Origin of the sequence: Paracoccus sediminis, assembly GCF_900188295.1 — a bacterium.
Classification (GTDB): domain Bacteria; phylum Pseudomonadota; class Alphaproteobacteria; order Rhodobacterales; family Rhodobacteraceae; genus Paracoccus; species Paracoccus sediminis.
Map to the genome: position 1 here is coordinate 69,690 of NZ_FZNM01000009.1, position 13,895 is coordinate 83,584.

Annotated in this window: 12 protein-coding genes and 1 other RNA gene; 8 read left to right on the forward strand and 5 right to left on the reverse strand. The window is 63.1% G+C overall.

All coding sequences use genetic code 11. The features are described from left to right. Window positions 1–34: 34 nt before the first annotated feature. Window positions 35–769, reverse strand: a complete 735-nt coding sequence (gene pyrH, locus CHB77_RS12710; RefSeq protein ID WP_089388598.1) for a UMP kinase — start codon at window positions 767–769, stop codon at window positions 35–37. A gap of 93 nt (window positions 770–862) precedes the next feature. On the opposite strand from pyrH, the gene miaA reads away from it, so the two are divergent. Then, a complete protein-coding gene (gene miaA, locus CHB77_RS12715) occupies window positions 863–1,777 on the forward strand; it encodes a tRNA (adenosine(37)-N6)-dimethylallyltransferase MiaA (protein WP_242626625.1) in 915 nt (304 codons plus the stop codon). Between the two features lie 61 nt (window positions 1,778–1,838). Continuing rightward, window positions 1,839–2,729, forward strand: coding sequence for a helix-turn-helix transcriptional regulator (locus CHB77_RS12720; RefSeq protein WP_165456265.1), 891 nt, complete (start codon window positions 1,839–1,841; stop codon window positions 2,727–2,729). Here CHB77_RS12720 and CHB77_RS12725 read toward each other — a convergent pair. Next, window positions 2,717–3,475 (reverse strand): RlmE family RNA methyltransferase, encoded by a 759-nt coding sequence (locus CHB77_RS12725; protein ID WP_089388600.1) that lies wholly within the window; start codon window positions 3,473–3,475, stop codon window positions 2,717–2,719. The genes CHB77_RS12720 and CHB77_RS12725 overlap by 13 nt on opposite strands. Window position 3,476: 1 nt before the next feature. Beyond that, complete coding sequence (locus tag CHB77_RS12730; protein ID WP_089388601.1) at window positions 3,477–4,598, reverse strand: Ppx/GppA phosphatase family protein; 1,122 nt, start codon at window positions 4,596–4,598, stop codon at window positions 3,477–3,479. Between the two features lie 251 nt (window positions 4,599–4,849). On the opposite strand from CHB77_RS12730, the gene pdxY reads away from it, so the two are divergent. The 5 genes from pdxY (at window position 4,850) to CHB77_RS12755 (ending at window position 8,804) form a co-directional block, all read left to right on the forward strand. Beyond that, on the forward strand, window positions 4,850–5,695 hold the full coding sequence (pdxY, locus tag CHB77_RS12735; RefSeq protein ID WP_423212894.1) for a pyridoxal kinase: 846 nt from the start codon (window positions 4,850–4,852) through the stop codon (window positions 5,693–5,695). A 14-nt stretch (window positions 5,696–5,709) separates the two neighbouring features. Then, window positions 5,710–6,189: a PaaI family thioesterase gene (locus tag CHB77_RS12740; RefSeq protein ID WP_089388602.1), complete on the forward strand. Its 480-nt coding sequence runs from the start codon at window positions 5,710–5,712 to the stop codon at window positions 6,187–6,189. Between the two features lie 34 nt (window positions 6,190–6,223). Next, window positions 6,224–7,624 (forward strand): NADP-dependent phosphogluconate dehydrogenase, encoded by a 1,401-nt coding sequence (gndA, locus tag CHB77_RS12745; protein WP_089388603.1) that lies wholly within the window; start codon window positions 6,224–6,226, stop codon window positions 7,622–7,624. Between the two features lie 220 nt (window positions 7,625–7,844). After that, window positions 7,845–8,199: a transfer-messenger RNA gene (gene ssrA, locus CHB77_RS12750) on the forward strand. Window positions 8,200–8,342: 143 nt separating this feature from the next. Continuing rightward, entirely contained in the window at window positions 8,343–8,804 is a 462-nt protein-coding gene (locus tag CHB77_RS12755) for an SspB family protein (protein WP_089388604.1), read from the forward strand. A gap of 21 nt (window positions 8,805–8,825) precedes the next feature. On the opposite strand, the gene CHB77_RS12760 is transcribed toward CHB77_RS12755, so the two are convergent. Beyond that, complete coding sequence (locus tag CHB77_RS12760) at window positions 8,826–10,421, reverse strand: peptide chain release factor 3 (RefSeq protein ID WP_089388605.1); 1,596 nt, start codon at window positions 10,419–10,421, stop codon at window positions 8,826–8,828. 175 nt (window positions 10,422–10,596) lie between these two features. After that, the gene (locus CHB77_RS12765) at window positions 10,597–12,042 is read right to left on the reverse strand and encodes a reverse transcriptase domain-containing protein (RefSeq protein WP_165456266.1); all 1,446 of its coding nucleotides are present in this window, start codon (window positions 12,040–12,042) and stop codon (window positions 10,597–10,599) included. Between the two features lie 606 nt (window positions 12,043–12,648). Between CHB77_RS12765 and CHB77_RS12770 the strand changes: the two genes are divergently transcribed. Then, window positions 12,649–13,278, forward strand: coding sequence for a recombinase family protein (locus CHB77_RS12770; RefSeq protein WP_089388607.1), 630 nt, complete (start codon window positions 12,649–12,651; stop codon window positions 13,276–13,278). Window positions 13,279–13,895 lie beyond the last annotated feature (617 nt).

Here is a 13,895-nt window from a genome sequence, read left to right on the forward strand (position 1 = left end):
CGTCTGCCGGTCGTCCGTCCGCTGCCGCCGGGGGCTAGTTGTGGACCCGCGTATAGGTGCCACGGCCTTCGAGGATACCGCGGAACCCGCCCGGCTCGTCCAACGAAAAGACGATGATCGGCAGGCGGTTGTCGCGGGCCAGCGCAATCGCCGACGCATCCATCACGCCCAGATGCTTTTGCAGCACCTCGTCATAGCTGACTTCGCCGTAACGTTTGGCATCGGCGTGCTTTTTCGGATCCCTGTCATAGACGCCATCGACCTTCGTGCCCTTGAAGATCGCCTCGCAGTTCATCTCGTTCGCGCGCAGGGTGGCGGCCGTGTCGGTGGTGAAATACGGGTTTCCCGTGCCTGCGGCAAAGATCACGATGCGCTTCTTTTCCAGATGCCGGATGGCGCGGCGGCGGATGTAGGGTTCGCACACCTCGTCCATGCGGATGGCGCTGATGACGCGGCAATGCAGGCCCTTTGCCTCCAGCGCCGACTGCATGGCCAGGGCGTTCATCACGGTGGCCAGCATGCCCATGTAATCGGCGGTTGTCCGTTCCATTCCCTGCGCGCTGCCTTGCAGGCCCCGGAAGATGTTGCCGCCGCCGATCACCATGCAGACCTCGACGCCCATCGCCTGGACCGATTCGACCTCGTTGGCAATGCGCGCGACGGTCGGGGGATGCAGGCCATAGCCCTGATCGCCCATCAGCGCCTCGCCCGAGATCTTCAGCATCACCCTGCCGTATTGCGCGGGCGCCGCGCCCCCAAGATCGGTCATGTCGATTCCTTCGTATCAGCGCCGGTCGCTTTCATCGCCGCGCAAAATGTCGCAAAAGGCGGCGGTGTTCAACCGCCCGAAAGCCGCCCTTCCGTGACCTGCCTGAATCGGATCGATCCCGCGCGCCACCTGCTGATCGCCGGTCCGACGGCCAGCGGCAAATCGGCGCTGGCGCTGGCCGTCGCCCGCGCGCAGGGCGGATTGATCGTGAACGCCGATGCGCTGCAAGTCTGGTCCTGCTGGCGGGTGCTGACCGCCCGTCCGTCGCCCGAAGACGAGGCGTCGGCGCCCCATGCGCTTTACGGCCATGTCGCCCCCGGCGTGGTCTACTCTGTCGGCGACTGGCTGCGCGACGTGGCCGGGCTGATGAACCGGCGGCTGATCGTGGTGGGCGGGACCGGATTGTATCTGACGGCGCTGACGCAGGGACTGGCCTATGTGCCACAGACCCCGCCCGACATCCGGGCGGCGGGCGATGCCCGACTGGCCGAAGGCGACGGCCTTGCCCGGATGGCGGCCGATCTTGACGCCGCTACCCGCGCCCGCATCGACACGCGCAATCCGGCCCGTGTCCAGCGCGCGTGGGAGGTTCTGACAACCACAGGGCGCGGGCTGGCCGAATGGCAGGCCGACACCCCCCCTCCGCTGATCGGGCCGGACGACGCCCAACGCATCGTCCTCACCGCCGACCGCGACTGGCTGGCCGACCGGATCGCCCGACGCTTTCATCGGATGAGGCAGCACGGCGCCTTGGACGAGGTCCGCGCGATGATGCCCGTCTGGGATCCGGCGCAGCAATGGACCCGTGCCATCGGCGCCCCCGATCTGATGGCGCATCTGAAGCAAGAGATCGACCTGCCCACCGCGACCGAACGGGCCATCATCGCGACGCGCCAATACGCCAAGTCGCAGCGAGCCTGGTTCCGGGGGCGGATGAAGGATTGGCACAGGGTGGCAGCGGATTCGGAAATATCCGTAAAGATTGATCGAACCGGAAATTCGGATTGAGCCAAAAGCCTTTATCGGCAATAATCCGCTTATTGATCTTTTGTATCAGCGGATCATGTCGATGTTCCAATATCCACGACATCCAGACGGCTTTCCGGTCAAGCCGGACCCCCTGCGCCTTGGACGCCACACCTCGCAGACCCGGCAGGCACGGCGGTCCATCGCGGATGAGAACGCCGTTCGCCTGCTGCCCGTTCATGCCTTTACGTGGGGCAGCCGGGCTGTGCCGCAGCAACCGCGAACCCGTCCCGACCATGTGCTGATCTGGGTGACGAACGGCAGGGTGCGGCTGGACTTTCCACGCGCCTCCCTGTGGCTGATCGCCGGCGACCTGCGTCACATCCCGGCGGGCACGGCGTTTTCAGCCCTTGCGGACAACGGGGCGCAAGGCCTTGCAGTCCTGATCCCGGCGCGGCTTGCCTACGGGGCGACGCCGCCCTTGCCCGAACGTGGATTGGCCACGCATGTCGGGAACAATGCCCCGCAAATGGAAGCGACGCTTCACCAGCTTGCCGTCGAAGGGCCAAATCCCGACCCGGCCATGACCGCCTGCCTGGTCAATCTGCTGTCGCTGCGGCTGCGCCAGCTTGCCCCGGCTCGTTCCGACGATGCGCCCCAGGCGATGGCGTCCGACCAACCGTTGCTTGACCGTTTCCTCGCCCTTGCCCGCCAAGGGCTTGGCGAATATCGGTCCGTGGCCGAACTGGCTGCCGAACTGGGCTGCACGACCTTGACACTGGATCAGGCCTGCCGTCAGGCTCATAGCAAGCGCGCGGTCGATCTGATCCACGATCTGCAACTGGATTGCGCCAAGGATCTGCTGCGGAATACCGAACGACCGATCCACAACATTGCCTGCCGGCTTGGCTATTCCAGCCATGCCCATTTCAACCGCGCCTTTGCCGCTGCGACAGGACGCTCACCCCAGGCCTTTCGCGCTCAGCCCGGCTGATCGTCGTCCAGATCAACGGCGTGCCGGCCGCGAAATCCGGTGGCAACCACGAATTTCTCGGACGAATCGCTGCGGCTGGCGGGCGGCTTGACGTTCGCCACCTTGTCGAAGTTCCGCTTGAGCATGGCCTGCATCTCTGTTTCCGCCCCTCCTGCCAGCACCTTGGCGACAAATGTTCCGCCGGGTTCGAGGACATCGAAGGCAAAGGCCGCCGCCGCCTCGACCAGGGCCACGATGCGCAGGTGATCGGTGCCCTTGTGGCCTGATGACGCGGCGGCCATGTCGGACATCACCACGTCGGCGGGACCGCCCAGCCAGTCCTTGACCCGTCCATCCGCGCCGTCGGACAGGAAATCGAGCTGATGGATGTCCGCCCCGGCAATGGGATCGACCTCTTGCAGATCGATGCCCAGAACCTTGCCCACGGCCTTGCCCGATTTTTCGCCCAGGGCGTTGACGCGGCCGACAGCCACCTGGCACCAGCCGCCGGGCGCGCAGCCCAGATCGACCACCCGCGCGCCTGGAACCAGAAACCGGTACTTGTCGTCCAGTTCCAGGATCTTGAAGGCCGCGCGCCCCCGATACCCCTCGCGCTTGGCCCGCACGACATAAGGATCGTTCAACTGCCGTTCCAGCCACAGCTTGCTGGACAGCTTGCGCCCCTTGGCGGTCTTGACCCGCACCCGCAGGTCGCGTTGCCCGCGCCCGCTGGATTTGCCTTCGCGGCTGTTCGGTGCCTTTGTCATGTCACGCCACTCCGTTCAGTCCTTCGGCCTCCAGCACGCCATCGCGCACCATCTGGGCGTAAAGCAACCCCTCGCGCAGGCCGCGATCGGCCACCGACAGCCTGCTGGTGGGCCAGATTCGCATCAGGGTTTGCAGGATCGCCGCGCCTGACATGATAAGCGCATGGCGTTCCCGTCCGATGCGCGGATCGGCCCGCCGCCCGTCGGGACCAAGCTGCAAATAGGAATGGATTACCCGGTCGATCTGCCCGCTGGTCATTTCCAGACCGTCCACCTTGGTCCGGTCATAGCGGCGCAGCCCCAGAAAGCTGGCCGCGACGGTCGTGACGGTGCCCGAGGTGCCGATGATCTGGAACCCCTCGTCCGGCGACCCTTCGGCATAAGGGGTAAAGCCCGCCAGCATCTCCTCGAAATACCAGCTCATCAGGGCGAAACGGCCCTGGTCGTCCTCGACATCGGCGAATTGGTCGCGCAGGGTCGCCACGCCCAGGGGCACGCTGATCCAGTCGACGACGCGCGCGCCACCCGGCTGCGGATTGCCGAACCCGTCCGACAACCGCATGATCGCGCGCGGGCGTTCCTTGGGCTCCACGTCCTCCAGGTCGATCCAGACCAGTTCGGTCGATCCGCCGCCGATGTCCACGACCATCAGGGTTTCGGTCTTGTGGCTGACCAGCGGCGCGCAGGAAATCACGGCCAGTCGCGCTTCTTCTTCGGCGCCGATGATTTCGATGGGCAGGCCGGTTTCGCGGCGGATGGTGCGCAGAAGATCGCGGCTGTTTCTTGCGCGCCGGCACGCCTCGGTCGCGACCAGGCGCATGTTGCGGACGCGATGCTGTTCCAGCTTGCGCCGGCAGACCTGCAAGGCATGGACCGTCCGCGCCATCGAACTGCGCGACAGACGCCCAGACGCTTCCAGCCCCTGACCAAGCTGAACGGGCTTGGAGAAGCTGTCGATGACCTGGAACTGACTGCCCTTCGGTCGGGCAATCAGCATCCGGCATGAATTCGTGCCCAAGTCGAGGGCCGCATAAAGTGCCCCCTCCTCGGGTTGGCGGGCGACGGACGGCTCTACCGCAGGTTTCGGGAACGCGTCCGCACCCGCGGGACGCTTGGGCGTCATGTCAACACGCCCTCCGATATCAAGTTAGGGCAAACGTAACCTGCGCCCTGCGCCCAATCAAGGGGCGGGAAATGGACGATTGCCGAACGCGTGCCAGTCGGTTGATAACGGTCCAAAGTTTACATCCGAACCGTTATGCCGATGCCCCCGCCGAACGCACGGACAGCACCCGTCGCAGCCCAGGTCAGGCTGGCCGACAGTCATCGGCATCGGGGATGCCGGGCCACGTGCCCCCGGCAATGGGACCGTCCATGAGCATGGCACCACCCCCGCTGGTCATCTCGATCCAGAGCCAGGTCGTCTTCGGCCATGTCGGCAATTCTGCCGCCGTTTTTCCGATGCAGGCGGCGGGGCTGGAGGTCGCGGCGATCCCCACGGTGATCTTTTCGAACCAGCCCGGCCATCCCACCCTGCGAGGCGCCCCCCTGCCCCCGGACCTGTTCGCCGATCTGCTGGCGGGGGCCTGGGAACGCGGCTTGCCCCAGCGGGCGTCGTGGCTGGTGACGGGCTATATCGGATCGGTCGAGGTGGCAGGAATGATCGCGGATTTCGTCGGGCGCGCCAAGGCCGCCAATCCCGGCCTGCGATACCTGTGCGATCCGGTGATGGGCGATCACGAGCCGGGGCTGTATGTGCCCGCCGCTCTGGCGGGGATCCTGCGCGACCGGCTGTTGCCGCTGGCCGATCTTGCCACGCCGAATTCGTTCGAGGCGGCCTATCTGAGCGGACGGGCCATGGCCACGCTGCCTGACCTTGCCGCCGCCGCCGCCGCCCTGCGACTGGCCGATGGCGGCACGCTGATCGCCACAGGCTGTGTGCTGGCCGACAGCCCGCCGGGACATCTTGAAAGCGTGATCGCCGGGCCGCATGGCCTGTCGCGTCATCCGATACCCCGGCTGCCCGTGGCCCTGCCAGGCGCCGGCGATCTGTTCGCGGCCCTGATCGTGGCGGGGTTGGCCAGGGGCCGCGCCCTGACCCAGGCCGTCGAATCGGCGCAGGGCCTGACAGCCGCCGCATTGGCCCATGCCGACCGGATCGGCGCGGCCGAGGTCGTCTTGTCCGACCCCGGCTTTCGCGCCGCCCTGCTGACCTTGTGATAACGGAGAAACAGATGGATATCGGCCACGACCTGCCGCAGGAAACGGTGCAGCGCATCGGCGACAGCTTTGCCCGCCAGGGACTGATGCGGCTGCTGGGGGCCGAACTGGCCCAGGTCAAGGCCGGGCTGGTCACGATCCGCCTGCCCTTCCGCCCGGAACTGACCCAGCAGCTTGGCTACTTTCACGCGGGCAGCACGGCCTCGATCGCCGATTCGGCGGGCGGCTATGCCGGCAACACCTTGCTGCCGCAGGGCCAATCCGTTCTGACCGTCGAATTCAAGCTGAACCTCGTCAATCCCGCGCAAGGCGTCTGGCTGGAGGCCGTGGGCCGCGTGCTGAAACCCGGCCGCACGCTGACGGTCTGTCAGATGGACGTCTGGGGGATCGCGCCCGGCAAGCGCGTCCATGTCGCGACCGGGCTGCAAACTTTGATCGGGGTACCGGACACCGGCCCCCAAGCCGCCGTGACAAACGCTGCCCTCTTGGCATAGACAGGCCGGAACGGGGGCTTGGAAAGGCGGCGCCATGGAACGGCCACGGATCGGGTTGATCGGACTGGGCACAATGGGAACGGCCCTGGCGCTGAACATCGCCGAAAGGGGCTTTCCCATCGCCATCTGGAACCGCACTGCCCAGGTGACGGCAAAGGTGGTCGCCCAGGCTGGCATGCTGGCCGACAGGATCGTTCCCGCGCAGACGCTTGCCGACCTGGTTGCTGCCATCGCACCGCCGCGCGCGATCATCCTGATGATCCCGGCGGGTCAACCGGTGGACGACCAGCTTGCGGCCCTGGCGCCGTATCTGGATCGGGACGATCTGGTGTGCGATGCGGGCAACGCCGATTTCCACGACACCGACCGCCGCATGGCCGCCGGCCTGCCGTTCCGGTTTCTGGGCATGGGCATTTCAGGAGGGGAGGAAGGTGCCCGCCACGGCCCGGCGATCATGGCCGGGGGCGACCGCGCCGACTGGGACCGGGTGGCCCCTGTGATGACCGCCATCGCCGCGCGTGCCGATGACGGCACCCCGTGCGCGGCCTGGATGGGCCAGGCGGGCGCGGGCCATTTTGTCAAGATGGTCCACAATGGCATCGAATATGCCGACATGCAGATGATCGCCGAAACCTATGGCCTGATGCGCGACGGGATGGGCATGGATGCCGCGGCCATCTCGGACCTGTTCACCGGCTGGAACGACGGCCCGCTGAAGTCCTATCTGATCGAAATCTCGGCCCAAATCACAGCGGCTGCCGATCCCCGCACCGGCAGGCCGATGATCGACATGATCCTGGACCGCGCGGGTCAGAAAGGCACCGGCCGATGGACCGCCGTCGAGGCGCAGCACCTTGCGGCCCCGATCCCGGTGATCGAGGCCGCGGTGATGGCCCGCAACGTTTCGGCCCGTCTGGGCGAGCGGCTGGCGGGCGAGGCCCGTTTCGGCCCGGCGCCGCAACCCTGCGACCTGGCCCCGGACACGCTGGAACAGGCACTGATCGCGGGCAAGATCCTGTGCTATGCGCAGGGCTTCGCGATGATCGCGGCGGCGGCGCAGCGTTTCGGGTGGTCCCTGGATCTGCCCCGGATCGCGCGCGTCTGGCGGGCAGGCTGCATCATCCGGTCGGCGATGCTGAACGACATGGCCGCCGCGCTGGCCGAGAATCCGGCCCGAAACCTGATCCTGGCCCCTTTCTTTGCGGACCTGATCGAAACCGCCTTGCCCGGCCTGCGGCAGGTGGTGGCCCAAGGCACGGCCCATGGCCATGCCCTGCCCGCGCTTGCATCCGGGCTGATGTGGTTCGACCTGATGCGGACGGGGCGCGGCACGGCGAACATGATCCAGGCGCAACGCGATTTCTTTGGCGCCCACGGGTTCCAGCGGCTGGATGGTCTGGCCGATCCCCATGGCCCATGGGGTCGGACGATCTGACAGAAAAACGGGGTCCGGCATTGTCCGCCGCGTCTGGATTCCATCGTGGCGACCCATTTCGCCCGTTACGGAATCGACCCGGCGGGCGGGGCTTCCTGCACGGAAAGCACGGCGGAGGCGGCAAGGTTTGCTGCCGGGACAGCCTTGCGGGTGGTCATCGACATTTTCGTCAGGGATTGCGGCGACCAACTTTGCTGGCACAAGGGGCCTGGATCAGGACAGCCTTGCGGACCGAGCAACCCCGTCCTATATTCGTATCGTTCGGCGCAAGCCGGGCTATGGACATAAACGCGCATGGAATAAGCGGATCGGACCCGGGGGCGGTACCCGGCGACTCCACCAGATCACCCTCGTTGGGGGGCCAGGGGGTCGAAACAGGATCGACGAACGTCTAAAGATGTTTGCTTTGTCTCGGTGAGCCACCACCGTCATCGGTGCAAAATGTACAGTTGCCAACGACAACCGTGCTCCGGTCGCGCTGGCTGCGTAAGCAGTCCGCAAGATCGAAACCTAAGCCCTTGCGCCTAGCAGCGTAAGGCGGGGCCCGCAGGAGCCTGGCAACAGAATCCTGCATTTTCATTTGCTTTCGTTCCCTGTCTGCCTGTGGCCGTTGCGACGGCCGATCGGGCAGCGTGGGTTTCTTGCATCCGTGCGGGCCGTCCCCCTTTTCAATACTGGTCATATGCCTATGCTGGCCCGGAATCCGAAAGGGACAGGCATGGCGCGATCGGGAATTGATTATGGCGGAATGATGCGCAGCGCGTTGCAGGGGCTTATTGCCGATGTCCTGGAACGCGTCGCCGATCACGGACTGCCGGGCGATCACCACTTCTTCATCACCTTCGACACGCGCGAACCCGGCGTCGAGATGGCCGACTGGCTTCGCGAACGCTATGCCGAGGAGATGACGATCGTCATCCAGCACTGGTTCGACAACCTGACGGTGGACGACGAAGGTTTCACCGTGACGCTGAACTTCGGCAATTCGCCCGAACCGCTGCGCATTCCGTTCGACGCCCTGCGCAGCTTTGTCGATCCCTCGGTCGAATTCGGCCTGCGCTTCGAAACGCATGATTCCGACGATGACGACGACGATGCCGAGGATGGCAACGGCGACGGCCCCGACGAAAACCCTCCGGGCGGAGGAGAGGTCGTGCAACTGGATCGCTGGCGGAAATAGCCCGCGATCCCGGAAACAGCCCTAGGCCATCATTTCCTTTGTCGCCGTCAGCCGCAAGTCGGGATGATCGCGCTGAACGCGGTCGATGTCCCATTGCAGGCGGGTCAGATAAACCATGTCGCCGTCGTGATCCTGGGCGATATGGCCCTTGTTGGCGTTCGCGAAGGCGTCCACCTTGTCTTTTGGCCCCGCCACCCAGCGGGCGGACGTGAACTGGGATCCTTCGAACCGGACCGGGATGCCGTATTCGATCGCGATTCGGCTGGCCAGCACCTCGAACTGCAAGGCGCCGACGACGCCCACGATGAAGCCTGACCCGATCATCGGCTTGAAGACCTTGGCCGCGCCTTCCTCGGCGAACTGCATCAGCGCCTTTTCCAGATGTTTGGCCTTCATCGGATCGGTGGCGCGCACCGATTGCAGAAGTTCGGGCGCGAAGGACGGAATGCCGGTGAACCGCAGCGCCTCGCCTTCGGTCAACGCGTCGCCGATCCGCAGCTGGCCGTGGTTCGGGATGCCGATGATGTCGCCCGCCCAGGCCTCGTCCGCCAGTTCGCGGTCGGCGGCCAGGAACAGCACCGGATTCGTCACCGCCATCGGTTTCTTCGACCGCACATGGGTCAGCTTCATGCCGCGTTCGAAATGGCCGCTGGCCAGCCGCACAAAGGCCACGCGGTCGCGGTGCTTGGGGTCCATGTTGGCCTGCACCTTGAAGACAAAGCCGGTCACAGGCGTTTCCTCGGGCGCGATTTCCCGGTCGGCGGCGTTCTGCGGCTGCGGCGGCGGGCCGTATTCGCTGATGCCCTTCATCAGTTCTTGCACGCCGAAACTGTTGATCGCGCTGCCGAACCAGATCGGCGTCATATGGCCCTCCAGGAACGACGGACGGTCGAAGGCGGGCAGCAGCTCGCGCGCCATCTCGACCTCCTCGCGCAGCCTCGAAAGCAGGTCGGCGGGAACGTGATCGGCCAGGCGCGGATCGTCCAGCCCCTGCATCTTGACCGATTCCGCCACCTTGTTGCGGTCGGCGCGGTCCATCAGTTCCAGCCGGTCGTGCAGCATGTCGTAGCAGCCGATGAAGTCACGCCCCACCCCGATGGGCCAGGATGCCGGGGCCACGTCGATGGCCAGGTTCTCCTGGATCTCGTCGATGATCTCGAAGGTGTCGCGGGATTCGCGGTCCATCTTGTTGCAAAAGGTCAGAATCGGCAGGTCGCGCAGGCGGCAGACCTCGAACAGCTTTCGCGTCTGCGATTCGACGCCCTTGGCCCCGTCGATGACCATGATCGCCGCATCCACGGCGGTCAGCGTGCGATAGGTATCCTCGGAAAAGTCGCTGTGGCCCGGCGTGTCCACCAGGTTGAAACGATAGCCGTCGAAATCGAACGACATCGCCGATGCGCTGACGGAAATCCCGCGATCCTGCTCCATCTTCATGAAATCCGACCGCGTGCGCCGCGCCTCGCCCTTGGCGCGCACCTGCCCGGCCATCTGGATGGCGCCGCCATACAGCAGGAACTTTTCGGTCAGCGTGGTCTTGCCCGCGTCGGGATGCGAAATGATCGCAAAAGTCCGGCGTCGGGCGATTTCGGCGGGAAGATCGGGACGGTTTGTCATGGGGCGCGCTCTAGCCTGCGACGGGCGAATGCGCAATCCACAGGCGCGATAGGATGTCTGAGAAGATGGTGCTGTGAGAGAGGATTGAATTCGGCGTCAAACTTAACTGTATGTTGATTTTATTACAGAAATTTTGGTGGCTTGCAAGTGCTGTGTGTAAGGTAAGTGTGCACTGTCATGGGGCAGTCGGCTTGCGCCTTGATACTGCCCTCACCAAGGCGGCAGCAACACGCCTGCGCATTATCGCCTCAAACGAGTCTACTTGTTTGAAGATCCGATCACCTTTCACTCCAAACACACTAGATGCTCTAAGAATATAACTGTAGAACGTCCAGGTTCTATGGTCATCAGTTAACTTTTCCTTCTTTTGCCGCATGAAACGACTAAGCAGCAGGGAATCGGTCTTAATCAAGTCGGCAGCAGGGAGGCTAGGGTTTTTCTCTGCATGTCGATGCGCAGCCTGGTTAATAGCCGACGATATCTTTCTATAAAGGCGAGATACCGTTGACTCTCTTATGTAGACCTTCCGACCATCGTAACGAAAGCCCAAATACTCCAGACCACCGCTCCCCTGAGGGCCACTCAAATGCTTGAACCGCAGTTTTTGGCCGTCCCGCTCATATTGAACAATACAGGTTTTCTCATTCTTGATTCGGAGCTTGTTTCCCTGCTTGGTGATTTCCTGAACGGCAAAGTCAGCGGCGGCGCTGGCGGCGGCTTCCCCTCCCGGTAGGATAAGAAGAATGTCATCTGAGTAACGCATGTAGCAGCCACCCAGAGACCGAGCGTAATTTGCAAGCGATAAATCAAAATCTATCAAGTAGAAGTTCGCAATAAGGTCTGAAATGGGGGAGCCTTGCGGTATGCCATAACAGCCTTGGTTCTTCTGGATCAAAGACGTGTAGACGCCACCATAGCCACAAATTTTTTGCCGAAACTCTTGCATGGTGCACAGTTTCTTCGGGATATCTTCAAAAGGCTGTAGAAAACCTTCAATCGATTTACCATTGACGACCTTGGGACCAAAAAACCCAAGCCTCCGATAAACCTCACGCTGGTCCACGAACCGATAATCGGTCACATTCTTGAATACAGCAAAATGATCTTCAGGTAGTCGCGCCACTCCGAGCAAGTCGCACCAAATTTCCTTGATCCTAGCGTGGTCCAGATGCTCAAAGAACTTGGAGATGTCCAGAGCGATAGCGACACAATTGCCTATTCTGTCAATCTCATTGAAAGCATCCTTCGCGAAATCAATATTGCATTTACCGCCGCTCTGTCCGGGCTTGCGTATCTTCCTGTAGGCGATAGGACAGTCAGAAATTCCAAGGGTCACGAGCCGTTCTTCATACAGCTTTGAGAGCTGCCTTCGGTAGTGAGTGAAGATGTAAGCGTCACGCCTTGCGCCGTAGCGAATGGGACGGGACTTCCTGTCCGGCTTGGCGGCACCCTTTTCCCTGTATGGTTGCCACCCTTCCTCGTATCGCATGAACGGGAAGAAAGTGTTCGAGGCGACCCGCGTCTTGCAGGTGACTAGCTTCCTGATCTCGCGAAGAGAGATCGGACTATCAAAGTGGGGATAATTCTTGAGGTCTGACGAACTGAAGTCGAAGGTCGTCATAGGCGGTCCCAAGTGGAGACGGAGCATTGGGCCAACGCACTTGCCCTTAGCATCTCCGCCCCCGCCGTTTTGTGGGGTGCGCTATCTTTCGACGTGGCCGTGTATACTGTGGTCGTGCTGGCAATCTGGTATTGCCGCAATGCCGGTATGCCGGACCGATATCTGGCACGAGGAGCCCGAATTGTGAAACTCGCGCATTGCCTGGACATCGCGACATGCCTTGACAGTAGAAACACGTAACTGCGAAACCCTTTCGGTCCCGATACAAAATCACTTGGGACGCGCTAACCAATCTTTCAAGGTCATCCTAGGAACTTTTTTGCCTACCGCGTAACGCCCCACATTCGCACCAGAAATTCCGTGCATTTTTTCCTCAAAAATGTGAAGGGCCAGCCTCGACAGGGTTGACCCACGCACACCCCCCGTGCCCCCGCACGGTTGTTGCTCCCGCGTATCGCCTCCGCGCCCAGGGCCCTCCGCAGGGTGGTTCTTCTGGGTATGCTTCAAGCGAACCGGCTTGCGAATGGTTCGATAAATACCCATTGACAACCCATAGCGAACCGAAGATAAGAGAACCATCCAAACCGAACCGATGGGGTTTCCGCCATGTTCATCCGCGCCTATCTCCGGGCTTCCACCAAGGACCAGGACGCTGACCGCGCCCGTGCCGACCTCGAACGCTTCGCCAGTGACCGGGGCGTCCCCATCGCCGCCCGCTACACGGAGAACGAAAGCGGGGCCAAGCTGGAACGCCCCGAGTTGTTCCGCCTTCTGTCCGACTGCCAGCCGGGCGACGTGCTGCTGGTAGAACAGGTGGACCGCCTCAGCCGCCTCAACGCTGCCGATTGGTCCCGCCTCAAGGCCGAGATCGCGGCAAAGAGGGTCCGTGTGGTCGCCTTAGACCTTCCGACCTCTTATCAGTTGATGCAGACGGGCGGGAATGACTTCACGGCGCGGATGCTGGACGCGATCAACGGCATGATGCTGGACATGCTCGCGGCGATTGCCCGCAAGGACTACGAGGATCGGCGCAGGCGGCAACGGCAGGGGATCGAGACGGCCAAGGCCAACGGGGTCTACCGGGGCCGTCCGGCCGATCAGGAACGCAACGGGGCGATCAAGGACATGCTGCGCAAGGGCCAAAGCTGGAACAGCATCACCAAGGCCACGGGATGCTCGCGATCCACCCTGGCACGGCTCGCAAAGGAGATTGCCCCTGCTGTATTAGCGTCTTAACCAGCAATTTCTCTTAGCAGGCCGTCCTTAGTGTTGCAGGATCAAGCCACTAGCAGTCGAGGGCACTTCTATGAAGAGCGGCAAGTTTATCCCTACGCGGGAACAATGGGACGACGCGGGGCAGGTAGCTGAAAGACGGCATCCCTACCCCGCCACGTCCACAGCCCTTGCAACAGCCTGCGGCCTCTTCGGCGGCGCGATGGCTGCCGTTATCGTCCTGGGCCTTCATGGCATCGACCCCTCAGTCTACCCAGGGAGCCGCACGGTGGGCCTCATGGGCGTTGGCTGCGGGCTCGTGGGATACCTCTGGATCAGGGCCCAGCAGAGGGCACATGCCCGAGTCGCAAGGCGAGTCTTGGCGATGTATGAGCAAGCTGCCCAAAAGAACCATCGCTCCTAGTTTTCGCTTGACGCGGCCAACACGGACGATATACGGGGCGGTTATGTGGAGTAAAACTGCCGCGTGTCTCGCACCCTCTGCTCTCTGAGCACCGCGAGATCGCTTAATGACCAGACCGAAGCCCGAAAGGGAGGTTCGGTAAGATGCCGCCGGGGCGCAAGCCTCAAGATTGATCCCCGATCCACGGCCTCCTTCGGGCGCATGGATCATAAACCCC